The following is a 26,197-nucleotide window of genomic DNA, read 5'->3' as shown; positions in this document are numbered from 1 at the left end:
CGGACGACTGAAGGGTGTTTTGCAAGGGCTGTGCCCGGTCGGGAATGGGCAGGGAAATGTCGTGTTAGAGCGGTTGCGCCGCAGTAGCGCGCACCAGTAAGGCACAGAGTGCGGGTGTTGGTGCGTAGAGTTGCGCCAGATTGGGGCGCGTCTGTGTTGGCAGATGAGGATACATAAACGATAAACATGTACCACGGTCCGGCAGACCTGGGGGACCACACTCATTCGATCGTTATCCCGATTATTTTTCGCAGGATGCTTATGATGAATGACGTGTCAGGCCAGATCGGCCGCACTGCAATACCTTCCCGCAAATTCAGGCTGCCTTCCCTGAGTCCCGCGTTCCTCACCGAGGAGGATGCAGCCTATTGGGTCCATACCCGTATTCCCCTGAAGCCGGACAGGGAATATGGCAGCGTGATTCTGCTGCGTCCGGATGGACGCTTTGTCGCCACCGTACCCATTCCGGGAGAGGTCACCCGCTTCGATTTCGGCACCATTATCGAAGTCGATGCTGCAGGGCAATACGTGCACCCTCGTGGATACAGATGTGTGGCGAATCTGCATTGCCATGCGCCTCTGTACGAGGATGTTCGCAAGAACAATCCGCGTCAGGATGAAAGGCTGGTGAGGCTGTTCATCAATTTTTTCTCCGATCTGGATTTCGTCGCGGATGTGGCCGCGCGGGATTTTTTTCGCAGCGCGTACCTTTCTGGACCCGATGGAACATTGCTCAAGTATTCATCGAGCGGTTCGAAAGAGGAGTTCAGTTACTACCTCTGGCGCAAGGCCGGCTCGCCGTCGGGTAATCCGGTGGGGACTTATGACGTAATGAGCATCATCAACAAACTGGCGTCTGTAGGTGAGCTTAAAGTTATCGTTTCGAACGCAGATTGGGGGCATTCCGTTGGCCAAGTGCCGCCGGACTGGAAAGCGGGCCAGGCATTTTCCAGTGGCAGAGTGACCGAATTACCGCTGATGACCCGCGTCTGCGTGAATGCCGAGCGCGCCGTGCTCGCGGCATTGAAATCCAGAGGTGCGCAGACCGCCGGACTGATACTGAAAAAACTCATCAGCGAAGAATATGTTGCGACCCATGCGCGTCAGACCGGGTTGCCTGCCTGGGATGCCGAGCACCTGTTTCCGTTGGATGCCAAAGGACAATTGCAACTGCCGCGGGGCTATCGGCTAGAAGGTTTTTACTTCGCTTCGCAACCCGATCCCAAACAGTTTCCGCCTACGCAGCCGTGGCTCTACGAAAACTTCTTCAGCCCGCATGACCTGGCCGTGGCGATCGCAGCCTTTGCGCGTAATCAGCATTTGGCAAAGGTCGGGCGCGGCTTGGCGCTGTACATGCAGGCGCCGGACTTTGCCATGTTGAAATATACGTTCAGCGGCAGTCCGATCGAAGCAGCACTGAGCGTCGAGCATGCCGACGCCACGATAGGCGATAACGGTGTGCAGGCAAGGTTGTCGGCCGGCACGCTTCGCCCCCGCGAATTTGTCTCGATGCTGGTGCTGGCCGGACAGCTGGAGGTGCTGCGCGGCAGTGCATTGTGGGCAAGCCTGGGCGCGGTGGATCTGGAGTGGCAGCCTTTCGATCATTTCTCCTGGCCGGTATTAAGCCGGGAGTTTTTATCTGCCGACGACGCAGCTCGCTATGCCCACGAGCAGGTCGGCCTCCGCCGGGATCGACAATACGCCGGTTACGTCTTCCAGTGCAGCAACAAGCATTTCGTGGTAACCGAGCCGCTGGAGGGCGATATCGATGCACTCAGCCAGGGCCGGCTTTATCCGCTGGACAATAAAGGTCGCTCGATTTTTCCCGACGATCATGTCGTGCACGCGCGCTATGTATCCCATGTTGCATTGTCGCGGCTCAATCCCGTAGAGGTTGACTACTTCAAATGGACCTATCATGAAGCGGTGCTGAGTCTGCAGATGTTCAATGTCGATGAGATCAGACAGGTGCTACTTGATCAGATCGACCTGTACGTATCAGCTGTCCCGAAGTCTCTGCTGCGATATGAATCCAATGGCTCTTCGTCCGCAAAGAGTCTGGGCAGACGTCTAGGCACGCGCCAAAATCCCGGTGCGTTGGCTACGGAACTGGCCAGTGGCAGCAAGCGCCCTCAGGAATTCATTCGTGAGCAGGCTGCAGGCGGTCGGTTGACCAGTCTTTTGGATAATCAGCTATGGGGCTATCGCGGCCGGATAGCGTCGACCTGGTCAGTGCGCGAAGCGCCACTTGCGGCAGACGCGCCCGTCTGGCAAGTGATTCACGAGTTTCCCAAACCTATAGCGGAGCTTCCTGCCGCGCAGTTACCTGGGCAAACCCGGCCAGCAACGGCTTTGCTTCCGTTGGCCTTACCGTTGCCGTTGCCATGGCGTCTCCCGGACACGGTGGCCTACGGTGCGGTGTTCGCTTCAGCCGACGAGGCGGCCCAGAGTCAACATGTGCTTGACCGAGATTGGCAAGAAGAGGCAAGCGCCTGTTTCTCCTTCATCCTCAAACATCGGGAACGTGACGAGTACATCGCCACTGAGCGGGTTCCCGTCAGCGCTGTGCAGAGCAATCTGTTTGAGTTGAATAGCCTGTTTGCCGTGCAACGAACCGCTCCTTGGTATCGATTCCCTGAAGGCTTCGAGTTACACGCCAACTGGTATTCGCATCATCACGTGGAGGATCCGGCAAAAAGTCCGGACGACTGGCTGGCCCATTACTTCATTTCGCCAGATAACCTGACAACCTCGATGTATTACGGACGCCGTCGTCCGGTAATAGCATCAGACGATCCGGCAGCTCTTTATATAACAGCGCGCGATGGCGCCCTGTTGAAATACGCAAGAAGCAAGTCCAGCAAGCTGTTTCATGACGCTACGTCGCAAGGTACGCTCGAGACAATCAAGAACCATCTGGCATCCGGGAAATGGCTGCCGACCGATTTTGTTCATGAGGTCGCCAACAGTGGCGAACTCGCAGTGATGCGCGCCGGTTTATGCTGGGACCGGACCGGGCCGGTCAATGTGACCTGGCAGCCGTACGCCAATCTGCAGCGGTGCTGGCTCGGCCCGGTTTTTCAGACGGCTGACGACGCGGCTATCCACGCCAGAACGTTGCTTCCCGTTGTGACCGACAGCGTATATGGCGGCCTGATTCTGGAGACGGCCGAGAAGCGTTATGTGGCCACCGCACCGATTGAAGTCAGCCATGAAGATTTCGATGTCACCCAGGTTTGCCCTGAGGAAAGCCGGACCTATGGATTATTTCCCCTCGGTTGTCACATCGTGGCACGCTACCGATCACGCATCGCTCGTGAGGCGTCGCTGGTCGTATCGCCGGTTCAGAAACAGATCTATCTGAACATGTTTTCGGTCGACGTACTGGAGTCGGCATTCAACAGGCGCGGGGTGACAGACCGCTACCGCGTGCTGGCGGACGGCTCGCTGGTGCGCTACAAACCGGAGCCATTGCACGAATACCTGTTTGCACCGGACGGTTCGGTGCTCAGTTACCAGCCGCAAGCCGAACTTTTTTCGCAGCTGCTTGGCCAGGGCGATCGATTTCCCGCCATTGATGCAAAGGCGATAAAGCAGGGCTTGCGCAGCAGGCATTTGCAGCCCGTTGAATGGATCAACGTCCTGGCCAAGGGGGGGCGTCTGCAGGTGATCAAGGGTAGCGACATCTGGGGGCTGCCACGCCGGGTATCCGTCTGGGCGCCTTATTCGACCGATCTTTTGCGGACGAGAGACTACGACAAGGCCCTGAGCAGACCCGCCTGCAGTCCACAGTTCGTTCAGGTAGATGCTGCCGCCAGATATGTTCACGAAGCGTCTGTGAGCCGGGAAACGGCGGCCTTCGGTTACATTCTGGGTAATCCGGAGGGGATTTTTCTCGCAACCCTGCCCGTGGCGGTACAGCGTTCGGCGTTGGCTCTGGATCGGGTCTTCGAACAGGGCAAGCTGTTTTCAGATTTTACTCTGCACGCCATGTATCTTCGAGCAGCGCTGCCGCCGTTGGGCGTGCGATCTGACGATGTGCGCCAGTTCTTTTTTCTGCCGAGCGATATTCAGTTGGCGTGCTTGCGGGCCGACACACCGCAGGGATATCTGCCAATCTACTTTTCCTGCGCGGATGGGGCGTTGTTGAAACTGCAGTTGCATGCGTTCGAGCCAGGCGAGTTTTACGACCAGTTCGGACAGATCGAGTTTCGTCCCAATGCATTTGTATCAGTACAACAGGCCGCAGCCGATGAAAGGGAAATTGCCAAAGGCACGTTCAGGATTTCTGCCTATGTTCACCGAATGGCACGAGCGGGCAAGTTAGAGGTTATCGAGAGCAGCGATCACTGGTCGCGACATGGCGAGGTGGTAGACAGTTGGCAACCACGACAGGTCGATGTCGACCGTGAGCAACGTTGGCAGGAAAATCCGGTCCCGGCGCTGGGCCCGGTTTTCCATCACCCCGACGATGCTGCACGCCATACACAAAAGCGTGCGACCGAGTCCGTTTTCGATGTCGGCCATGAGAGCGCCATCCTGGCTTCGGCAACCGGCAGTCAATTTGTGCCGCTCGAGCCCATGCTATGGTCCGCACATGACCGAAACCCGCTGGCGCGGATATTCCTGTCGGCGAATGACGCATCGGCCAGTTGGCGACACCCGGCGCCGCATTATCCCGAAGGTTACACACCGGTCGCTGCTCATCAGTTGCACCTGTCAGGCAACACCACTCTGGGGCAGGACGCGGAGGAGGTGGGAGTCAACTTTGCCGCACCTGAGCTCGTGTACGCCCACACCCATGATCTGAAGAGCAGGGGTTTTGATATCCAGCATTATTTTTACTCGACGCCACATCAGGTATTGCTTAAATACACACCAAGTTATTCAGATGCCGAAAGGGATCTGTTGCTGACCCGATCGGTGTTTTTCCTGGGTGGGCGCTGGACCAACCGGCTAAGTCCCGGGGAATTCATTTCACGTCTCATGGCACTCGGTGAGTTCCGGGTACTCGTCGCAGGACACTACTGGCGGCAGACCGGGCTGATAAGACGCGGCTGGAACCTGCTGCGCCAACAGCCGTCGCCCCAAGGCCCTGTCCGTGTCCGGGATGAGTTGTAACTGACGATAGCGGGCCTCGACAAAGGAGTGTGCCGCCGCCGGCGGCCACTCTTCGTTGAGTCCGACTCAAGTCGAGACCGACTCAGTCCGCCCAACGCGCGACAGCAGCAGGCGGTCAAGCAACCACACCACCACCAGCGAAGCCCCCACCAGCGGAAATATCGCCGCCAGCGCCAACATGATCACCACGCCGGTTTTCCATTTCGGCAGGTCATGCCGTAGCGGCGGTACGCCGAATTTGCCTTGCGGCCGACGCTTCCACCAGATCACCACGCCGCTGACGGCGCTGAGCAGAATCATCAGGCAGATCAGCAGCACGACGATCTGATTAAAGGTGCCGAACATTTTTCCTTCGTGGAGCATCACGCCAATTTCGGTGGCCCGCGCTACTGCGCCGTATTGCTCGAAACGCACATCGGCGAGGACCTTGCCGGTGTACTGATCGACATGCAGAGTCGCGTCGTTGCGCGGGTCATCGGCGAACACGGCGATGGTGAACACGCCGGTGGCAGTGGTCGGCAGGGTGATGCTGTAACCCGGCTCGACCTTGCGCTGGGTGGCGATGTTTTGCACGTCTTGCAGGCTGATGGCGGGTGCTGCGGGGCCCGCGTTGGCGGCACCGTGGGCCATGTGCTCGGCGTGATCGCCGGACATCGGCATCGGCGTATTTTCCATCGCCCATGGCACGGTCTGGCGGGTGGCGGTGTTCAGGCTGCGCGCCTCGACGTCGGAGGTCGGCACGTTGTCCCACATCGCGGCCGGGAACACGTTCCACACTTGCGCATATTGCTTGCCCCAGAAACCGGTCCAGGTCATGCCGCTGAGCAACATTACCAGCAACAGTGTGGCCCCCCAGAACCCGGTGACCGCGTGCAGATCACGCCACAACACGCGGCCGCGACTGTTCAGGCGCGGCCACAGAATCCCCGCTGCCTGACCGCGGGGCCACCACAGGAACAGGCCGGACACGACCAGCACCACGCCCCAACCGGCAGCCATTTCGATAAGACGGTCACCGACGGTGCCGATCATCAATTCACCGTGGATCGCGCGGGCGATGGCTTGCAGATTCTGCTTGGCATCCTGCTCGCCAAGGATGTCACCGTGGTATGGATCGACGAATACGTTGAGTTCGTGGCCGGCGTTCTTCACCACAAACTGTGCGCTGCGCTCGGCGTTGACCGGTGGCAGGTATTGGGTGACCTGGCCTTGTGGATAAGCGTTCTTGACCCGTTGCAACAGGTCATCGGCCGAGACGGTGTGATGACCGGCGGGGACGTTGAGCAGGCTGCTGTACATCAGTGAATCGAGCTGTGGTTTGAACAGATAAATGATGCCGGTCAGGGCCAGCATCACCATGAACGGGGCGACGAACAGGCCGGCGTAAAAATGCCAACGCCAGGCCAGGTTGTAGAAGTTCGGTTTGGGCTGTTTCATCACGTGTGCTCCGCTTGGCGAATTTTTTAGAGCAAAAGATCGCAGCCTTCGGCAGCTCCTACAGGGTTTACGCGCTCCCATGTAGGAGCTGGCGCAGCCTGCGATCTTTTGACTTTTTTGTTAGAAACTCATGTCGACCTTGGTCCAGAGCGTGCGCCCCGGTTCATTGATCGCTTGCGGGTCATTGGCCGGGTAGCCGAACCCGGCGTTGCCCGCCAGGTTCAGGTGTTCGGCGTAAGCCTTGCCGAACAGGTTGTCGACGCCGCTGCTGACCTTCCAGTTCTTGTTGATCCGATAGGCACCGTTCAGCGAGAACACGCCGAAGCCGGAACTCTTGTCGTAATCCTTGCCGACCACGTTGCCCTTGTTCTGGTCGATACGGTTTTGCGCGGCAACCACCCTCCACAGTGCGCCAGCGCTCCAGCTGTCTTCGGTATAGGTCAGACCGAAGCGTGCATCCAGTGGCGGCATTTGCGGCAAGGCCGAACCGTCGCTGCTGTTCTTGCCCCAGGCGTAGGCCAGGGTCGCATCGGCTTTCCAGTGGTCGGTGAGTCTGTAGGCGGCACCGAGTTCACCACCCATGATTCGCGCGTCGATGTTTTCGGCGCGCGAGGTGCTCATGCCCATCATCCCGGGCGTGTAATCAAAGAGGATGTAATCGCGCACCACGCCGATATAACCCGAGGCCCAGGCTTCGAGGTCGGCGCTCTTGTAGTTCACGCCAAAATCGAACTGAGTGGTCTTTTCCGGTTTGATCGAATCGAACGCGTTGACCGATCCTGCTGGGCCGGACTTGGGCGAAAACAGCTCCCAGTAATCCGGGAAGCGTTGCGCGTGGCCCAAACCTGCATAGAGCGTGGTCGGGCTGTCGGCAAGATCATGCTCGTAGCGGATGAAACCACTCGGCAGGGTGTCTGCGCGGGTGGCGTCGGCGGTCGGGTTCGGGCGAGTCATCATTCCCGAGCCAGTGGTCTGTCGGTAATCCTTGGCCGAGGCACGGTCGACGCGGGCGCCGCTGATCAGCCGGTCGCGGTCGGCGGCGTACCAGGTCATCTCGCTGAACACGCCGTAGTTATGGAAATCGGCGTCCTTGCTGTACGGCTGATCCTTGTAGGTGTCGATGCCCATGCCGCTGCGCTGACGGTGTTCGTTGGTCTGCGCATCGAGGCCGGTGATCAGTTGAATATCAGCCCAGCGCCAGGTCGCCTTGATCCGTGCGCCGAGGGTGCGGCGGTCGACGTTGGACGCCATCGGCCCCGACATCATGCCGGTGCCGGACGGCGTGCGCAGGGTGTAGTTGTCCATGACGTGGTCGGCGTAGTTGTAGTAGACCTGCGCTTCGAGTTTCTCCAGCACGTCGGTGATGTTGGATTTTTCGAAACGCAGGCCGAGGCTTTCACGCAAGAACTGCGAACCATCCATGCCGCGTCCCGCGTAGCGTGCTTCGCCATCACCCTTGCCGGCGGTCAGTTCGATCAGGGTGTCGGCGTCCGGTGTCCAGCCGACGGCGATATCGCCGTTCCACTTGTCGTAGCGCGAGGCGACGATGTCGTTGTTGCCGTCACGGTAATCGTCGGAATGCGCGGTGTTGCCGATCACTCGCACGTAACCCAACGGCCCGCCGGCAGCGGCGTCGACGACCTTGTCGAAGCGTCCGTGGGAGCCGACAAGGATGCTTGCGTTTACCCGTGTGCCGAGTTCGCCGAAGCTCTCCGGTTCACGGTCAAACAGCACCGTACCCGCCGACGCGCCCGGGCCCCAAAGCACGGTTTGCGGGCCTTTGATCACCGTAAGTTTGTCGTAGGTTTCCGGCGAGATGTACGAGGTCGGCGCATCCATCCGACCCGGGCAGGCACCGAGCATCATGCTGCCGTTGGTGAGGATGTTCAGGCGTGAGCCGAACATGCCGCGCAGCACCGGATCGCCGTTGGTGCCGCCATTGCGCACCAGTGCGAAGCCGGGAATAGTCTTCAGATAATCGCCGCCGTCGCTGGCCGGCACCGGTTGGCGCGGGTCTTTTGGATTGGTGACGATGGTCAGCGGCGAGCTCGGGGCGATTGCGGTAATTACCGTCGGGCTGAGTTCTTCGTTGTGCGCGGCGTGATCATCGGCCAGCGCCAGCGGGGACAGCAGTACGCCGCAAAGGACGGCGGTAGCGTGCCTGAAACGAATCCGCGACTCGTTCAAAGCGAAGGACGCCGGGGCAGTGCCCGAGCGTGAAACAGCAGCAAACCTGGACATGACAATTTCCATCAAACAGTCGTAAACGACACGGCCGGCAGCCTGAGGCTGTCTTCTCAACCGTGTGCAATCAAAGGTGCGTGTTTACGCTGCGATGGGCGGGGCGCGACTGCGGGCGCCGGGGAAGAAGGGTTGCCGGGCGTGGCCCAGGCGCGGGGAGGGCGGGGTGAAGGTGTTCAGCGGCGGGATGTTGAAGGCGACAAAATCGCCGGCTCCGGTCAGTGCCGGGCAATTGAACAGCAGGCTGCAATAGCCGCACTTTTCCCACAGCACGTGGTGCGAGGATTGCGGCGGGCAGTGTTCGGCATTCGATTTCGCCTCATGCCCAGAGTGATCCATGCCCAGCATGTCCATCGACATGTCCATGCTCATCGGCATCGAAGTCGAGGCGTGTTGATCCATCGGCATCGACTGAGAAATCAGTGGGCCGATGAAGATCATCAACATGGCGAACAGGGCGATCCAGCTGCCGCGAGTCAGGTGTCGAGTCTGACGGCGTTGCAGTGGCGGCCTGGCGCTCAGCGGGCGCATGGGCGGAGTCTGCCGGAGGGCTTACTGAGCGTGCGCGTGGGCCTGCGTGGTTTCCGGCGGTTTCTTCTGCACCGAGACTTCGACGGTGACGTCACCGGCCTTCTCGAAATGCATCGTCAGCGGGAAGCGTTTGCCGTCGCTGAGCAGGCTGCGATCAGGCGGGTTGAGCAGCATCACGTGATAGGCCATCGGCGCAAACGTCACGTTGCCGCCAGCCGGGATGGCCACGCTCGGCACTTGCTGCATTTTCATCAAGTCGCCCTGCATGACGTGTTCGTGCAGTTGCGCTTCTGGAGCAATCGGCGAGTCGACGCTGACCAGGCGGTCGTCCGTCTTGCCTCCGTTGTGAATGACGAAGTAGGCGGCAACGGTGGGCGCATTCGGCGGCAACTCTTGCGACCACGGATGGGCGATTTCCAGCTCGCCCACCTTGTATTCGTGAGCATGGGCAAAGCACGCCGGCAACAACAGCGCAGCGACGACGATGAATTTGTTCAACATGGCAGTTCTCCAGAACGGTTTGAAACGCAGGTCAATTGCGCGAACAAATCAAACCAGAGGGGAAGCGCGGGGATTGAGACTCGGCCATTGCTGGCGCGGCGTGGGCGTTTGCAGCAAGGCGGGCGCCACGCTGCGATTGCTTTCATAGCGGGCGAAATACAGCTGCGGCGAATGCCCCGGCAGCGCCACCAACGGCGCAGAACCCGAGCAGCACCAGCAATGCTGCATGTTCGAATGAGTGTCGTTGTTCGGGGCCTTCTGATCGGTGGCGCCGATGTTGATCGCCACCATCTTCGTCCCGCTACCGGTGCAGAAACTGCTCCAGAGCAATTGCTCGGCCGGTGAACTGGCCGCCTGCGCCATCGCCCCGGTCATCGGCATGGCGAGCATGTTGAACAGCACTGCAAAGCAGGCGATCCAGGCAATTGCCAGCCGGTGTCGGTTCATGGGACAGATCCATTGGGTGGGCGATCAGGCGCGGCTATTTAGCCTGATCAGGGCCGATAAGTAAAAAAGCGTCGTGCGGTTTGGTGTCGCAGCGCCTTCACAGTGTTACGGCATGCAATCGCAAACCCAGAGCCTTCATGACTTTCATGATAGTTGCGAATTCGGGATTGCCAGTGCTACTGAGCGCTTTATAAAGACTTTCGCGGCCCAAACCTGCATCCCGCGCCACTTGTGTCATGCCTTGAGCTCGGGCGATGTCATTGAGTGCTGCACGAATCAGAACGCCATCGCCTTCATCGTCGTCAAAACAGGCATCCAGATATGCCGCCATATCCTCGGGAGTCTTAAGGTACTCGACGGCGTCAAAACGGGTGAATTCTTCGGTCATGATTTACTCCTCATTTCCGATGTTATGAGCCATTTGCACGGCGCGTTTGATATCTCTCTTTTGTGTCGATTTGTCGCCCCCGATCAACAGCAGATAAATCACTTCGCCTTTACGTGTGAAGTACATTCTGTAACCAGGGCCGTAATGAACACGCATTTCATAAACGGTGTCACCGACGAAGCCGCAATCGCCGAAGTTGCCATGTTCGGCTGTTTTAATCCTGGAGATGATTCGGCCTTTCCCTTTGATGTCTTTTAAGGAGTCGAGCCATTCGGAAAATATGCGGGATCGTTCAAAAGAGATCATGTCGGGATCGTATTCCTTGGGATACAAGCTGGCAAGCCGCTTTTCTCGGCTGGCTGCTTGTAGGGATTAAAGGAACCGAAGTATTGGAGTGAGGGTGTAGTGAAGAACAGTCGGCTGCGTCCTCAAAATTTGCAGGTAAATTCACAGATAAATACGAAATGATGAAAAGTCTTACGACGTCAGGGCTTCAAGGACTTCAGACGCTGATCGAAACTCCCGATCACCCCCCGGCAACCCCGGACGCTTCAACACAATCACCGGCAGCCCACGCTCGCGCGCCACTTCCAGCTTCGGCTCGGTGGCGGTGCTGCCGCTGTTCTTGCTGATCAACACATCAATCTGCCGCCGCTCGAACAGCGCTCGCTCATCCTCCAGCAGAAACGGCCCGCGTGCGCCGATCACTTCGCAGCGTTCGTTGCCGGGGTAGACGTCGAGCGCGCGCAGGGTCCAGAACTGTTCCGCAGGGATCTCATCGAGGTGTTGCAGCGGTTCACGGCCGAGGGTGAACAGTGGACGGCGGAAAGGCTTGAGGGCAGCGATCAGCTCGGCCCAGTCGCTGACTTCGCGCCAGTCATCTCCGGGCTGCGGCTGCCACGCCGGACGGCGCAATGCCCAGCAAGGGATGCCAGTCAGTTGTGCGGCGCTCGCAGCGTTCTGGCTGATCTGTGCGGCATAGGGATGCGTGGCGTCGAGCAGCAGGTCGATGCCTTCGTCGCGAATGAACTGCGCCAGACCTTCGGCGCCACCGTAACCACCAACCCGCACCTGACAGGTCAGATCCGTCGGCACTCGGCCAACACCCGCCAGGCTATAGATATGTTCCGGCCCCAGCGTGCGGGCAATCGCCAGTGCTTCGGTGACGCCGCCGAGCAGTAAAATCCGCTTCATGCTAAACCTCCGGCATGCCCGACAATCCCGCCCTGACGATCAATCGCAAACACCTCGACCTGTACCTGCGCCGGCACCACGCTGCGGGCGAAATTCAATGCATGTCGACAGACTTCATCTCCGAGGGCAATTCCCTCCGCACTGGCCATCGCCAAGGCTTGCTGACTGGTATTGGCCTCGCGAATGCCTTGCTGCAACGCCTCATCGGCGCCAATCGCTGCCGCCCATTCCGCCAGTTGCGGCAAGTCGATGCTCGAATGCCGCGAATGCAGATCCATATGTCCTGCCGCCAACTTGCTGATCTTGCCGAAGCCGCCGCACAGGCTGAGTTTATCCACAGGCACTTTGCGCAAATGCTTGAGCACGGCGCCGACGAAGTCGCCCATTTCGATCAGGGCGATTTCCGGCAGATCGTAGACCCGACGCATGGTGTCTTCACTGGCGTTGCCGGTGCAGGCGGCGATGTGCAGATAGCCGTTGGTTTTCGCCACATCGATGCCTTGATGGATCGAGGCGATGTAAGCCGCGCATGAGAACGGCCGGACGATGCCGCTGGTGCCGAGGATCGACAGCCCGCCAAGAATGCCCAGTCGCGGATTCATGGTTTTCAGGGCCAGCGCTTCGCCACCCTCGACGTTGACGGTGACGTCGAAACCGCCGGCATAACCGGTCTCGGCGGCGAGCAGTGTCAGGTGATCGCTGATCATTTTGCGTGGCACCGGGTTGATCGCCGGCTCACCAACGCCTAGCACCAGTCCCGGCCGGGTCACGGTACCGACGCCGGCACCGGCATTGAAACGAATCCCCGGTTCACTCAAAAGCCGAACCCGCGAATAAAGCAGCGCACCGTGGGTCACGTCCGGATCGTCGCCGGCATCCTTGATCGTCCCGGCCTCGGCGCCGTCATCGGTCAAGCGACAGAATTCCAGGCGCATCTGCACCTGCTTGCCTTTGGGCAACACGATCTGCACCGCATCGGCTGAAACCCCGCCGAGCAACAGGCGCGCGGCGGCAAGGCTGGTGGCGGTGGCGCAGCTGCCAGTGGTCAGGCCGCTACGCAGCGGCGCGGGTTGTTCGGCGGTTTCGTCACGCATCGAGGGGTTTGACCAGATGGAGCAGGGTGATCGGCAACGCCTGACGCCAAGTGTCAAACTCGCCGAGCGGCTGCGCCTGGGCAACATGGATGCGCGTCAGCTCGCCACCGTAACGTTCACGCCAGCTCATCAGGGTGACTTCGCTTTGCAGGGTCACCGCGTTGGCGACCAGTCGGCCACCGGGTTTGAGGTATTCCCAGCAAGTTTCGAAGACTCCTTCACGGGTCACGCCGCCGCCAATGAAAATCGCGTCCGGGCGCTCCAGTCCGGCCAATGCCTGCGGAGCCTTGCCGCGAATCAGCTGCAGGCCGGGTACGCCCAGTGCATCGCGGTTGTGCTCGATCAATTGCTGACGGCCATCATCGGCCTCGATGGCCAAGGCGCGGCAACTCGGGTGCGCGCGCATCCACTCGATGCCGATCGAACCGCTGCCGGCGCCGACATCCCAGAGCAGTTCGCCGGGTGTCGGGGCGAGACGCGCGAGGGTGATGGCGCGCACGTCGCGCTTGGTCAGTTGGCCGTCATGCTGGAACGCTGAGTCTGGCAATCCAGCAAGGCGTGACAGGCGCGGGGTATTGGCATTGGCCAGACATTCGACGGCGATGACATTGAGGTCGGCTATCGGCGTGTCACTCCAGGCGTTGGCGCTGCTGTCGATGCGCCGCTCGGTGTCACCGCCCAGATGCTCGAGAACGGTAAAACGACTCGAGCCAAAGCCGCGCTCGCGGAGCAATTGCGCAACAGCCGTCGGGCTCTGACCGTCGTTGCTCAGCAACAACAGCCGCACACCGCTGAACAGTTGTGCATTGAGTGCCGCCAGTGGCCGGGCCACTAGCGACAGCGTCACCACATCCTGCAACGGCCAGCCGAGGCGGGCAGCGGCCAGTGAACAGGACGACGGCGCGGGCACAATCAGCATCTCCTCGCTCGGCACCTGGCGGGCGAGGCTGGCACCGACGCCGTAGAACATCGGGTCACCGCTGGCCAGCACGCAGACCGCATCGCCACGCTGCTCAAGCACCGGTGCGAGGGAAAACGGGCTGGGCCACAATTGCCGTTCGCCACGAATACACACCGGCAGCAGGTCCAGTTGACGCTGGCCACCGACGATCCGCGAGGCGCTCAGCAGGGCACGCCGGGCATTTTTGCCCAGGCCCTTGAAGCCGTCTTCACCGATTCCCACTACCGTCAGCCAGGGTGACATCTATATTCCTCTAAACACGCCGTTCCGACGGGCAGACTTTTCATGCCAGCGGACAAAGCAGGCATAATACCGCGCCTTCGCCCGTGAAGCGCCTTTCCCACGCAGCCGGTCAGCCCCTTGAACGAACGCCCGATGTCCACCGCTTTACGCCCCTCGGCCTGCCCGGGGTTGCTGCGTATCGTCCAGGCACTGGACGGCGGCATCTGCCGGATCAAGCTCAATGGCGGTTCGATCAGCGCCGATCAGGCCGACGCGGTGGCCGATGCTGCCGAACAGTTCGGCGGGGCTATCGAGGCGACCAACCGCGCCAATCTGCAAATCCGTGGGATCGGCCAGCAATCTGCAGCGCTGATCGAGCGTTTGCTCGCCGCCGGCCTCGGCCCGCGCACGGCGGCCGGTGACGATGTGCGCAATCTGATGCTCAGCCCCGCTGCCGGGATCGACCGGCAGATGCACTTCGATACTCGGCCTCTCGCCGAACAGATACTCGACACGCTGCAAAGCCATCCACGTTTCCACGAGTTGAGCGCCAAGTTCGCTGTGCTACTGGATGGCGGGGAAACCTTGGCGATGCTCGAACATCCCCACGACCTGTGGTTGTCGGCGTTCGAGCGTGACGGTGAAACCTTGCTGGCGTTCGGTCTGGCCGGATGCCCAACGGATCGTGCACTGGGCGCGGTGTTGCCGGGGCACGGCCATGCACTTGTGGTGGCGGTACTGGAATTGTTTCTTGAGTTGGCGCGCCCCGAGCAAACGCGCATGCGCCATTTGCTCGACGAGTTGCCGCTCTCGGCGTTTATCGGGCAACTGAGCACGCGCTTGCCGATCAAGCTGATCAGCCATTGGCAGCGCGCGGCTGTTGCGGACGATCTGCACATCGGCGCTCATCCGCAAAATACCTCGGGGCGGGTGTACATCGGTGCAGTGCCGGCGCTGGGCCGTCTCGATCCGGCGATGCTGCGCGGGGCTGCGCAACTAGCCCGCCAGTTCGGCAATGGCAGCTTGCGTTTCACACCTTGGCAAAGCCTGCTGTTGCCGGATGTCAAAGCAAGCGATGCGGCTCAAGTGATCGAGGGTCTTGAGCAACTGAACCTGCTGACCCGCGCTGCCGAACCCCTTGCACGCCTGATCGCCTGCACCGGTTCCAATGGCTGCGGCAAAGGCCTGGCCGACACCAAGCAGGACGCCCGCCATCTGGCGACGTTGCTGCCTTCTGCCCTCAACATCCACCTCAGTGGCTGCACGCGCTCGTGCGCCGCCGCCCACTGTGCCCCGGTGACGTTGCTGGCCGTCAATCCCGGTCATTACGACCTCTATTTTCGCGATGCGACGTTGCCGGGTTTCGGCGCGTTGCACGCACGCAACCTTACTATTGAAGCGGTCGCGACCCTGCTCGCCACCCGCTCTCGGAGCCCCCTTGATGCTTGATTACATCCGCGACGGTCAGGAGATTTATCGCAACTCCTTCGCGATCATTCGCCGCGAGGCCAATCTGGCGCGCATCCCGGCCGATCTGGAAAAACTCGCGGTGCGGGTGATCCACGCCTGCGGCATGGTCGAGGCCATTGACGGTCTGCAATTCTCCGAAGGCGCGGGCAAGGCCGGGCGCGATGCGCTGGCCGCCGGTGCGCCGATTCTGTGTGATGCGCGAATGGTCTCCGAAGGCGTGACCCGTGCACGCCTGCCGGCCAATAACGAAGTGATCTGCACCTTGCGCGACGACAGCGTGCCGGAGCTGGCACGAGAGCTGGGTAACACCCGTTCCGCTGCCGCGCTGGAGCTTTGGCGTCCGCATCTGGAAGGCAGCGTGGTGGTAATCGGCAACGCGCCGACAGCGCTGTTCTATCTGCTGGAAATGCTCGATGCCGGCGCACCGAAACCGGCGCTGATTCTTGGTTTCCCGGTCGGCTTCGTCGGCGCTGCCGAATCGAAAGCCGCGCTGGCCGCCGACAGCCGTGGCGTGCCGTTCGTGATCATGCAAGGCCGCCTCGGTGGTAGCGCCATGGCCGCCGCCGCCGTCAATGCCCTCGCCACGGAGATCGAATGATGCAGGCCAAAGGACGTTTGCTTGGCCTGGGCGTCGGCCCGGGTGATCCGGAACTGATTACGGTCAAAGCCCTGCGCCTGCTGCGCGAATCGCCGGTGGTGGCGTACTTCGTCGCCAAGGGCAAAAAGGGCAACGCCTTCGGCATCATCGAGGCGCACCTGCAAGAAGCGCAGAACCTGCTGCCGCTGGTCTACCCGGTGACCACCGAAGCGCTGCCGGCGCCGCTTTCCTATGAGCAAGTCATCAGCGATTTCTACGACGAAGCCGCCGAGACGGTCGCGGCGCATCTGGATGCCGGTCGCGATGTCGCGGTGATCTGTGAAGGTGATCCGTTCTTCTACGGTTCCTACATGTACCTGCACGATCGCCTCGCCACTCGTTATGAAGCCCAAGTGGTGCCGGGCGTGTGCTCGATGCTGGGTGGCGCTTCGGTGCTCGGCGCGCCGCTGGTGTATCGCAATCAGAGCCTGTCGGTGCTCTCGGGCGTGTTGCCCCATGAAGAGTTGAAGCGGCGTCTGGCCGATGCCGACGCGGCGGTGATCATGAAGCTGGGGCGCAATTTCCCCAAAGTGCGTCAGGTCCTCGAAGAACTGGGTCTGGCCGAACGCGCGCTGTATGTCGAGCGTGCGACCATGGCCAATCAGAAGATCGTGCCGATGGATCAGGTCGAGCCGATGTCGTCGCCGTACTTCTCGCTGATCATTGTGCCGGGCGAACGGTGGCAAGGCTGATGACTCAATCTACGCCAGCCATCGTCATTCTCGGTCAGGGTAGCCTGGCCACCGCACGGCGCATTCAGCAGGTCTATCCGGCGGCGCAGATCCACGGCCTCGCCGGGCGCGTCGAAGGCGCCGATTGCACCTATCAGGAATTCGGCGTGACCCTGCGCGCGCTGTATCAGCAGGACACACCGATCATTGCCCTGTGCGCGGCCGGCATCGTCATCCGCACGCTGGCGCCGCTGTTGCTGGAGAAGGGCGCCGAGCCTGCGGTGCTCGCCGTGGCCGAAGACGGCAGCGCCGTGGTGCCGCTGTTGGGTGGCCTCGGCGGGGTGAATGTCATGGCGCGAGAGATTGCAGCCTCGTTGCAGGTTGCAGCAGCGATCACCACCAGCGGCGAGTTGCGTTTTGGCACGTGCCTGCTCAACCCTCCGAGCGGTTACGCCCTGGGCGATCTGGAACTTGGCAAGCGTTTTGTCTCCGACCTGTTGGCCGGTCACAGCGTGCGCATCGAAGGCGCGGCGCCGTGGCTGGATCAGGCGCAGTTGCCGGAAGATCCGCAGGCGCAGCGCTCGATTCATGTCGGCAGTGCCGCGCGTGAGGCGAGTGCCAATGAGTTACTGATCTATCCACGCAGTGTGGCGGTGGCGGTGAGTGCCGAAACAGCGGACCTGGCGGGTGCCGTTCGCAGCGCGTTGCAGCAGGCGAAGATCGCCGTGCAGTCGCTGGGCTGTCTGCTGGCCAGCGCGACGCAAATGGCTTCGCCATTTTTGCGTGAAGCGGCGCTCGAGTTGGGTGTGCCGCTGCGCTTTGTCGCGGCACAAAGCAACCTCGAAACCCTGGCGCGTGTCGCAGTGCCTGCGGCAACTGTCCTGACTGGCCACAGCATGGCAATCGCGGTCGCCGAGCAGCCTTTGGATGTTTCGAACATCGGCCGGCCACGCGGACGTCTCGCCGTAATCGGCCTTGGCCCCGGCGCTGCCGAACTGATGGTGCCAGCGGTGAAGGCCGAACTGTCCCGCGCCACCGATGTGCTCGGTTACGAAACCTACGTACGCATGGCCGGGCCGTTTCGCGACGATCAAGTGCAGCACTGCACCGACAACCGCGAAGAAATGCAACGCGCCCGTCACGCCTTCAGACTGGCCGCCGAGGGGCGCTCGGTGATCGTTGTGTCCTCGGGCGATCCGGGTGTATTCGCCATGGCGGCGGCAGTGCTTGAAGCCTTGCACGAGTCGGCCGATCCGGCGTGGCACAGCGTCGATCTGGAAATCCTTCCGGGCGTTTCCGCTTCGCTGGCCACCGCCGCGCAGGCCGGTGCGCCACTGGGCCATGACTTCTGCGTGATGTCGCTGTCGGACAACCTCAAACCCTGGTCGATCATCGAAAAGCGTCTGGATCTGGCCGCCGAAGCAGATCTGGCCTTGGCGTTCTACAACCCGATCTCCCGTGCGCGTCCGTGGCAGCTGGGCCGGGCGCTGGAAATCGTTGCGCAGCATCGCGCACCTGAAACGCCAGTGGTGTTAGGGCGCGACATCGGTCGTCCGGGTCAGACTCTGCGTACCACGACCCTGGGCGCGTTGACCCCGGAGCAAGTGGATATGCGCACCATGGTGTTGGTTGGTTCTTCGACAACTTGCACGTTTCCACGGGCAACCGGTGGCGATTGGGTCTACACACCGCGCTGGTATGGTGAAAAACCTGTGGTTTGAGAAAGTCGTGTTGAGCGTCCTGCGAAGTTGTAAGCAACTGCTTTAGGCGTGATATCAGGTTAAAGATCCGGATTGAGTCATCCCGCTCGAACACAAGGCCGCCAATCTTCTGGATTGGCGGCCTTGTGCGTTTGTACGCGGGTAAGAAAACAGGCAATTCATTGCCACATGGTTCAAGCGTAAACCTTGAGTGTTATTGGATGTTTCACCGGACACCGCTTGAGTTTTTTGCGGTTTGAGTGGGGCGCTTCGGCTCAATAGTTTCGTGGTCAACGAAGCCGCTATTGAAGAAGTGTCACGATGAAAACCAACCAGCCGTACGAAATCATGTCCGCCAAAGACTTCTCGCAGCTGCGGCGGGCGCTGAGCGCGTTTGCCGGCAGCGCTGAATACAAGGCGTTGCTGTCGCACTATGAACTTGCCAGACAAACCACTGATGACCCGCAGCGACTGCTGTTGATCAAGCTGTTTCAGGAGGCGCTGGAATCGTTGCTCCAACGCAGGGCTCTGCCCGTTTCCGAAGCCATCGGCCAGATCCGATCGGATCTCGTCAAGTCTGTCACCAGGCTGGAGGATACGCACGCCATGCTCCATGGCGAGGCCCGGCCCGTGGCGAAAATCATGCATTTTGTCTGGGTGGGCGGCAGTGAAATCGGGGGCAATCAGCGCGACTACATGAACATCTGGCGCCAGGTGCTGGAGCCGCAGGGTTACCGCTTCAACCTCTGGTACGACAGTGATGCATTGCTGGCCTTTGAAATGAACCGGGTGATTCTCGACAGCGCCAGAGCGGCGGCGATGGAAGCGGGCGGTGACAAAGTCGACAAGGCCTTTCAGCTGTCGCAGATGATCGAAGACCGTGCACGGGTGCTCAAGCAGCAGATGTTTGCGCATCTCCAGCAACCGCAGTGGCTCGGTCGAGCCGACGAGGCGCGTATCGACTTGCTGGTCCGCGCTTACGGCAAGGATCGAGCGACGCTCGAAGCCTTTCGCCAACGCTGCCTGCAGACGCATCAGGCGATGGTTGGTGCGGACTTGCAGCTGCGTGATGTCAGCCACGAATTTGCCGGACACTTTCTGCAGGATGTCTACCAACGCGAAGTGGCCATGCGTGGCAACTTCGCAGCGGCGAGCGATGTGGTGCGGTTGCAGGCCGAGTACCTGGAGGGCGGCCGTTACAGCGACATGGATTACTTGCCACCGCTGGCGGACACGTTGGCAGGCGTCGATATATCCAGCGTCGGCGAAGAAGGCCGAATCGGCGTTTTGCAATTGCTGTTGAACCACAATGAAGCGCTGATGCCGGGACGCGACCGGCAACGCTATCTCGATCGCACCGACAAGATCCCCGCAGAACATCTCGAGGCATTGACAGCGTTTGCCCGTGAGCAACACCCGCTAAGCGAGATCTTTGTCGCACCACAAGATCGCGCGGTGCCACGGGACGCGCTTCGTCTGGGAACGGCCTATGGCTTGCCGGACTGGGGCGAAATGAATGCGCACATGCTCGCCCATCCCGGCAGTGCCATGACCCTGGCGTACATGCAGATGATCCGCCTCAATTATGACTGCCTGCTGGAAGCGGAGCGCCGGGCGGCGGTCGCCGGCATGGACCCGGCGGACCAGACGCGGATGTTTGATGTGGTCGAAAATGTGGTCAATGCGGCTCAGGCACAGGGCAAGCTGCCTGAAGCACAGAGCGATGTGTTCCGCTCCAGGTTGATCGACGCGATTTTTACCTATTACCGCGATGGCATTCGCCTTGAAGCGCGCGGCACCATCACCTTGACCGGCCCAGGGGCCGCCGCGGCCGCGCTGCTCAAATACATAGAACAACACTTGCAACCCGATCGACAGGTGCAGATTCGTCAACGCTTGAAGTTGTTGGAGGGCTACAACACCCACACCGAGGAAGAGATGATCTCCGGCTGGACCGTCGACGGTAAGGCCGAGCAATGGTTACTCGAAGAGCGGGAGAAGTGGCGAACCGGCAAACTCAAGTCGCGCTACGCCGGCCAGTTGGCAGATCTGTTGAAACCGCACACGCTGACCTTCAAACAGGGCTGGCCGGTCATTGAAAGCAAGCCGGTGTTGCTGACCCCGGTATTGCAGCAATTGATGGACGATCTGGGCGAGCCGTTCATGCGCGCGATGAGGGAGAAGTTGAGCGGCGAGATTACGTTCAATTCAGCCATCTCCATCAGTATCGACAACCGTGAGCAGATACGCGCGCAAACCGTTAGTGAGATTCCGTTTTCCCATGGCGCCGAGGCCACTGGCAACCTCAACGAGTTGTTCACTCTCGTCGACCATGGCTCGTTGGTGGTTGAACAACTCAGCCCCCTGCAGCGCGTGATCCTCGGCGCAATGTTTGGCGCGAAGAGTCTCGATGCTGCCGGGTTTGCCCCTGCCTGGCAGAGCATCATGGACGTTGCTCGGGAAACCTCCGAAGGCGGATTGTTCGCCCGATACCACGCCATCGAAAAGGCACTGATTGAGCACGCGTCGCCGGCCTTCGAGGCCGGTCTCGCCGTTGTGAACATCCACGGCACGCACACGGTGCGCGAACTCAAGGCGCTGGCGATGAGCGCACCGCTGACGCTGAAACACTGGGGCGAGCGCATCGGACAGATCAATCGCACGGCGCAACGTGAATATCACACACACATTTTCAAGCGTAGTGGACAGGTGCGCGATGCGTTCTTCCAGGCCGGAGCCGTCTCCGTCAGACAGTTGCCGCAGGATCTGTTGCTGCGCACCCCGGGCGATCCGGGACGTCGTTGCTATCCGCTCGCGCTGTTGATGGGCGCCGCCGTGGCGGCTGGCGGGTTGGCCGAGCGTGCACTGATCGGACGTGTGGCCAACGCCAGCCTGAGACCGGAAGACGTTGATTCGCGGGCATTGCTCAGTGCGCTGGATGAACTGCGCGAGGTGCCCGAGCGTGCGATCGGACAGGCTCGCGGCCGGCAAAGCCTCGACAGTGTGATGCAGACACTGGAAGCGAAAACCGCCCCCGGCGTCCTGCTGCTCGATACAGGCAATCACGCTTTGCTGGTGGCCAAAGTGCAAGTGGATGAGCAAACGCTCTATCGCTTTTATGACCCCAATTTTGCGATTTACGGGTTTACCGGATATGCGCAATTGAAGGAGGCCGTGGAGCGTTACTTGCGCGACGACACTTTGGCCAGGTTGTACGGCTTGGCTGACATCGGTTCTGCGCAGTTCGATGTAATCGAACTGGACACCGTTGCGCTCGCCGAGCGGACAATGTCGTCCGGGTTACGAGTCGAGAGTTTTTTGCAAACCGCAGCCATCGCCGACCCTCAGGCGGCTTCGGTCTGGGCGAAGCAAGCTGTGGCGCGCACTCGCTCACTCAGTGAAAACGCGCGGCTGGGGGCCAGCCTCGCGCAGTTGGACGCGCGTTACTGGGCGCAGGAATTTGATCATGCGACCCGGCAATTGCGCGCTGAACACACACTGGGTCGCAACTATTTGCCACTCCTGGATACGGTCAAGGCAAACTCAGACACGGGTTATTCGCTGACGCTGGTGGATGTGCAGAACCCGGGCAGATCACTGACGGTCGGCACCGCCGATGCACGCTTCGACAGGCTTAAAAAACACCTTCAGCGTTTGGTTGGCGCATTGGCGGGCAAGCCAAGTGCCGCCGTCGAAGCCGACGGCGGCAGTCGTCTGAGTTTCGCCTTCGCGATCCAGGCGTTGGTCACTGAAATGCGCCATCGTGACTATCAGGTTGATGGCGAGCGGGCGCCGGTTTTGTCGATAGCCCTGCAAGTGCAGGTCTATTTCAGCTATGCGCAGTTGAGTTTTGGTGTGTTGAGCGACACGGCGCAGACGATCAATCTGGTGCGTCAGGTAGCGGCCAGCGAACGGGCATTGGCGCTTGGTCAGTCGTCGTTGTCCGGGCGTCTGCTGGGGCGTGTCGCCACGGCAGGCGGATTTGTATTTTCGCTCGCCAACATCGGCTTCGATCTTCACAGCCTGTCGGTGGCCGAGAGCCACGAGCAACGCTCGCGGTTCTCCACCTCACTGGCATTCAACGTTGCGGCATTGGGGCTGGATGTTGTTGCTTTGGCGGCTGGCGGGGCGGTAAGTACGGCGGCGGCTGTCCTGTCGGTGCCGCTACTGGGTGTCGGCATCGGGGTGACGGCCATCGCCAGCAATCTGGGGCAGATCAGGGACAAGGCCACGGCCGTGGGTCACCATCTGCGCGCGATCCGCAATGCTTACAGGCGCGGTGCGTACACCCTCAAGGGCAAGGTTGTGCAATTTCCCGCAGAGGCCGTCATTGTCAGCGTGAACCTGCAAAACAATGAAGTGCGCTTCGACAGCCAGAAGTTTTACCCGTGGAAAGGCGGGCCGTTGGAACTGCCGCAATACAACGATGACCCGCAGCAGATTCATCGTTCTCTCGATATCCGCAAGGCCCTGCAATTGCCGGAAGTCGTCCATTTGTACCGAGATGAAACCGATGCGCTTGAGACACTGGTGCTGCCTAGCACGCCGACCTGTTACTACGGTTACGAGTATCAGGTGAAAGGGCTGGGTGGCTATACCTATGAGCCGTTGCCCTTTGAGGTGGGCGACGCTGGCGATAGCAACACTGAAACCCGCTACCCGCAATTGTCCGACCGCACGGCAGACGCTCTGGAATATGACGAACACGGGAACAGGCGTTTCTACCTCACCACGACCCCGTCGCTGCCACACATTCTTTACAAGCTGCATCCGGTCTATAAACCGACAGACATCAACGTGGTTCTGGACAAGAAAGTGCGGCAGTTGCTGGTGCCGACGCTGGACGCACCGGTGCAGAACAAGATCTCCTACGAGATCATCGCCCCCGCAGGACAGTACCAGGTCAGGCTCGTGCCCGGCCTGGTCGCTGTGAGATTTCGTGGTCAGGCCACCTGGATAGTGCATGCGACCTGGGTTCGTCTGGATCAGGTCAGTTTTGTCGGCACAGCCTGGGGACAGCCTGACGCAGGCCAACTGATGGTCGGCGGCATGGCGCTGTCGGTGTTCGATGGCTTCATCGAACTGGCGGAGGGCCTGTTCCGGGTCGACGGATGGGAAAACCTTTTGCGCTTGCAGTCTGTCACCTTCGACGATCAACGCCGCCTGGCGCAAACCCTGGCGTTGTTGCGCAAACTGGCGAGTGAAGGACGATTGGTTGCGCAGTCTGTGCCGCTGTACGGATTCCGGGTGCCATTCAATTCCGCCGGCCCCGCGACGCTGACCACTGCCTGGTATGAAGCGAGCCGGGATCGCCTGTTGTACGCGCGCAATCTGCCAAGCGCGGTCAATGAGGGTGTGGTGTTGGGCGGCGCCAACTCCCGCCATGCCTGGTTCTACCATCCACACTGTGCGACGGTCTGGCGGGTCGACGCGATAACCGGCACGGTCGTGCATCGCTACCGTTTGCTGAATCCTGCCACCGGCGCGCACATCATTGGCTGTGTCCAGGACGCCGATGGCAGTTTGCGAATGGTGCAGCGCTTGCTGATCGATGCCCGTATCAGTGAAACCGAAACCACGCTGGAGTACCGCATAACGGATTCGGCGGTGGTGATGACGGGGATCAAGTCGTCCTTCATCGAGGAACCCACCGCTCGGCCCGGACAAGGAGAGTTGCATCACTTCACAACCTTCGGCGCGTATGACGATGAAACACCGGGCATGGCCGCTGCCATCAGCACCTGGGCATATGCACCGTTCGTTTACGCCCGTACCTGCTTTTTCGAAGGTTTGCGCCAGCGTGCCTGGGTCAACAAGCGCACAGGCAAATATTTCTCGGCGGGGTTGGGCAGTGACGCGGACATGGTGATGCTGATGCCGTCCGACCCCGAGAGTGGTGCACTGCTGTTTTACAGCAAGCGGGCGCAGACGATCAGCCGGGGCGTCGAACCGAGGCCCGGGCGATTCATCAACTTTGTCATCGAGCGCGATATTGTCGAGGTAACGCAAACGGCCGGTCGCAACATTGCCACCAAGTCCGATGGCCGTCTCTTCGAGATCGACCTCCATGACATCACCGTCAAAGACGAGCAATGGATTGGCGAGGCTGCCAGACCGAGCATTCTGAAGTTTGTCGGCCTCGGTCAGCGATGGCTGCAGCAAACCCCAAATTGGCTGGATGCCTTGCCCGCGCTGGCCAACGCACATAAATCCGAGCCGTTCCCGATAATAGGGTTGGGTAACCGCGCCGGTACTGCGTTCCTGGCGGCGTGGTGCATCAATGAACAGTTCGTACTGACAGATGTCAGCGCTGAGGCGCAATTGACGCTGTTGGGACTCACCCCGGACAAACAGGCGGCGTGGTTGCTGGATGGCTCGGCCGGGCAGCTTTATCGCCAACCACTCGTTGCGATCGAGACACTGCGCGTCGCTTTCGCTGCGGGACCGCAACGCGTTATCCCGGAGCAATTGCCCCACGCAGAAAGAGTCTGGGCGCAATGGTCGTTTGTGCAAGTGCTGGCGCGTGGGCAAGGTCTGATCGGGCAGACTCGCGACGGGGTCAATGTCGAGTTGCACGATCAGCAGCCTGCGCGGATCGTCAGCGTGGAAAATCGCTGGTCGTACGTTCTGGGCCTGACGGCTGAGCAGTTGCGGGCGCGCCTGAAGGCATTACTGGTGAGGCAGACCCATGCGTCGGTTCTGCCGGTCGTAAATACCGGTAATCGCTATACGTATTACGTGCCCGCGGCGGATCGGCTTTTTGAAATCGCCGGTCGGCACGATGGCTCGTGGCCAATATTTCTTGGCCCGCGCCAAAGCTCTGCTCCGCTGCTGTTCGACCCGGTTGACGGACTCATATTCAGCCCGGGTCCTGCCGATCATGATTCGGTGTGGATTCCAGACTGCCACGCGCAGTGTGAAGGCGAGGTGTTATCCATTGCTTTGAGCGATGGAGTGACTGATATCACAGCATTGTTGCCCGATGGCGTCGACACACTGATTCTGGCCTTTGGATCCCGGACCGCCGGGTATCGCATTACGGACCAGGCCTGGCAGCGTCTGGACTGCATTGTGGTCGATACGCGGCTGGCAGATAACGCTGAAGATGCGGGCTCAAACCTGCTGCTTCTCGAAATGGCTGACTGCGCACGTTTGTTAATGTCGCTGGTCGACGGGCATCTGATGTTTACTGACCCGGACAGTGCTCACACGCTGATAGTCAGAGATGTCGATCCGCCATACTCCGAGGCGAGAAAACACATGGTGTTGGCAGTCAGCGTCGACACTCAAGTATTCAGGTTTACGCTCGAACAATGGATTGCGACTTTTTTACAGATGCGCGGTGATGAGGCAATAGTTGAACTGGTAACAGTGATTAAGATCTTGTCCTGAAATATATAAAATTTTCAATCAAGGATCGTCAAAAGTTGTCGGTGATTATTTTTTTTTGTTTTGTTTGTGTAACCGTGGCGGCTGTTTTGTTGTGGCTTTCAGCGGGGGGCAGTGGTTGTGATTATTATAATATTTGCGTTTTTGTCAGGGTGATTGCAATTTGTTTTGCCTGACAATGTTTGATTTTATT

The 26,197-nt window shown here is 60.2% G+C and carries 16 protein-coding genes; 6 read left to right on the top strand and 10 right to left on the bottom strand.

Annotated features, from left to right (window positions below; all coding sequences use genetic code 11):
• Positions 1-264 precede the first annotated feature (264 nt).
• On the top strand, positions 265-5,121 hold the full coding sequence (locus ACOYXE_RS19490; RefSeq protein WP_460926464.1) for a DUF4329 domain-containing protein: 4,857 nt from the start codon (positions 265-267) through the stop codon (positions 5,119-5,121).
• 66 nt (positions 5,122-5,187) lie between these two features.
• On the opposite strand, the gene ACOYXE_RS19485 is transcribed toward ACOYXE_RS19490, so the two are convergent.
• The 10 genes from ACOYXE_RS19485 to cbiE form a co-directional block, all read right to left on the bottom strand.
• On the bottom strand, positions 5,188-6,558 hold the full coding sequence (locus tag ACOYXE_RS19485; RefSeq protein ID WP_460926463.1) for a PepSY-associated TM helix domain-containing protein: 1,371 nt from the start codon (positions 6,556-6,558) through the stop codon (positions 5,188-5,190).
• A 120-nt stretch (positions 6,559-6,678) separates the two neighbouring features.
• On the bottom strand, positions 6,679-8,799 hold the full coding sequence (locus ACOYXE_RS19480) for a TonB-dependent copper receptor (protein WP_160055434.1): 2,121 nt from the start codon (positions 8,797-8,799) through the stop codon (positions 6,679-6,681).
• 84 nt (positions 8,800-8,883) lie between these two features.
• Positions 8,884-9,330, bottom strand: coding sequence for a DUF2946 domain-containing protein (locus ACOYXE_RS19475; RefSeq protein WP_160055436.1), 447 nt, complete (start codon positions 9,328-9,330; stop codon positions 8,884-8,886).
• A gap of 21 nt (positions 9,331-9,351) precedes the next feature.
• Entirely contained in the window at positions 9,352-9,831 is a 480-nt protein-coding gene (locus ACOYXE_RS19470; RefSeq protein WP_160055438.1) for a copper chaperone PCu(A)C, read from the bottom strand.
• Between the two features lie 48 nt (positions 9,832-9,879).
• Complete coding sequence (locus ACOYXE_RS19465) at positions 9,880-10,278, bottom strand: DUF2946 domain-containing protein (protein ID WP_160055440.1); 399 nt, start codon at positions 10,276-10,278, stop codon at positions 9,880-9,882.
• A gap of 97 nt (positions 10,279-10,375) precedes the next feature.
• Positions 10,376-10,666 carry an addiction module antidote protein gene (locus ACOYXE_RS19460; RefSeq protein WP_095126119.1) on the bottom strand — a complete coding sequence of 97 codons (291 nt, stop codon included), beginning with the start codon at positions 10,664-10,666 and terminating at the stop codon, positions 10,376-10,378.
• Positions 10,667-10,669: 3 nt separating this feature from the next.
• Positions 10,670-10,972, bottom strand: coding sequence for a type II toxin-antitoxin system RelE/ParE family toxin (locus ACOYXE_RS19455; protein WP_095126118.1), 303 nt, complete (start codon positions 10,970-10,972; stop codon positions 10,670-10,672).
• Between the two features lie 171 nt (positions 10,973-11,143).
• Positions 11,144-11,860 carry a cobalt-precorrin-6A reductase gene (locus ACOYXE_RS19450; protein WP_405122398.1) on the bottom strand — a complete coding sequence of 239 codons (717 nt, stop codon included), beginning with the start codon at positions 11,858-11,860 and terminating at the stop codon, positions 11,144-11,146.
• Complete coding sequence (locus ACOYXE_RS19445; RefSeq protein ID WP_405122397.1) at positions 11,857-12,954, bottom strand: cobalt-precorrin-5B (C(1))-methyltransferase; 1,098 nt, start codon at positions 12,952-12,954, stop codon at positions 11,857-11,859. The genes ACOYXE_RS19450 and ACOYXE_RS19445 overlap by 4 nt, the downstream gene beginning before the upstream one ends.
• Positions 12,947-14,158 carry a precorrin-6y C5,15-methyltransferase (decarboxylating) subunit CbiE gene (cbiE, locus tag ACOYXE_RS19440; RefSeq protein ID WP_460926462.1) on the bottom strand — a complete coding sequence of 404 codons (1,212 nt, stop codon included), beginning with the start codon at positions 14,156-14,158 and terminating at the stop codon, positions 12,947-12,949. Before cbiE ends, ACOYXE_RS19445 begins: the two co-directional genes overlap by 8 nt.
• A gap of 132 nt (positions 14,159-14,290) precedes the next feature.
• Here cbiE and cobG point away from each other — a divergent pair, with 132 nt between their 5' ends.
• From cobG to ACOYXE_RS19415, 5 genes are all read left to right on the top strand, one after another.
• Positions 14,291-15,586, top strand: coding sequence for a precorrin-3B synthase (gene cobG, locus ACOYXE_RS19435; protein WP_405122395.1), 1,296 nt, complete (start codon positions 14,291-14,293; stop codon positions 15,584-15,586).
• Positions 15,579-16,205 carry a precorrin-8X methylmutase gene (locus ACOYXE_RS19430; protein ID WP_405122394.1) on the top strand — a complete coding sequence of 209 codons (627 nt, stop codon included), beginning with the start codon at positions 15,579-15,581 and terminating at the stop codon, positions 16,203-16,205. Before cobG ends, ACOYXE_RS19430 begins: the two co-directional genes overlap by 8 nt.
• Positions 16,202-16,936 carry a precorrin-2 C(20)-methyltransferase gene (locus ACOYXE_RS19425; protein WP_405122393.1) on the top strand — a complete coding sequence of 245 codons (735 nt, stop codon included), beginning with the start codon at positions 16,202-16,204 and terminating at the stop codon, positions 16,934-16,936. Before ACOYXE_RS19430 ends, ACOYXE_RS19425 begins: the two co-directional genes overlap by 4 nt.
• A complete protein-coding gene (cobJ, locus tag ACOYXE_RS19420) occupies positions 16,936-18,636 on the top strand; it encodes a precorrin-3B C(17)-methyltransferase (RefSeq protein ID WP_160055452.1) in 1,701 nt (566 codons plus the stop codon). The genes ACOYXE_RS19425 and cobJ overlap by 1 nt, the downstream gene beginning before the upstream one ends.
• Positions 18,637-18,936: 300 nt before the next feature.
• Positions 18,937-26,007 carry a TcdA/TcdB catalytic glycosyltransferase domain-containing protein gene (locus ACOYXE_RS19415; protein WP_460926461.1) on the top strand — a complete coding sequence of 2,357 codons (7,071 nt, stop codon included), beginning with the start codon at positions 18,937-18,939 and terminating at the stop codon, positions 26,005-26,007.
• Positions 26,008-26,197 lie beyond the last annotated feature (190 nt).

The sequence above is a fragment of the Pseudomonas sp. MC6 genome (assembly GCF_054790575.1).
Note: the sequence above shows the minus strand (reverse complement) of the source record. Positions and strands in the feature narration are given on the sequence as shown.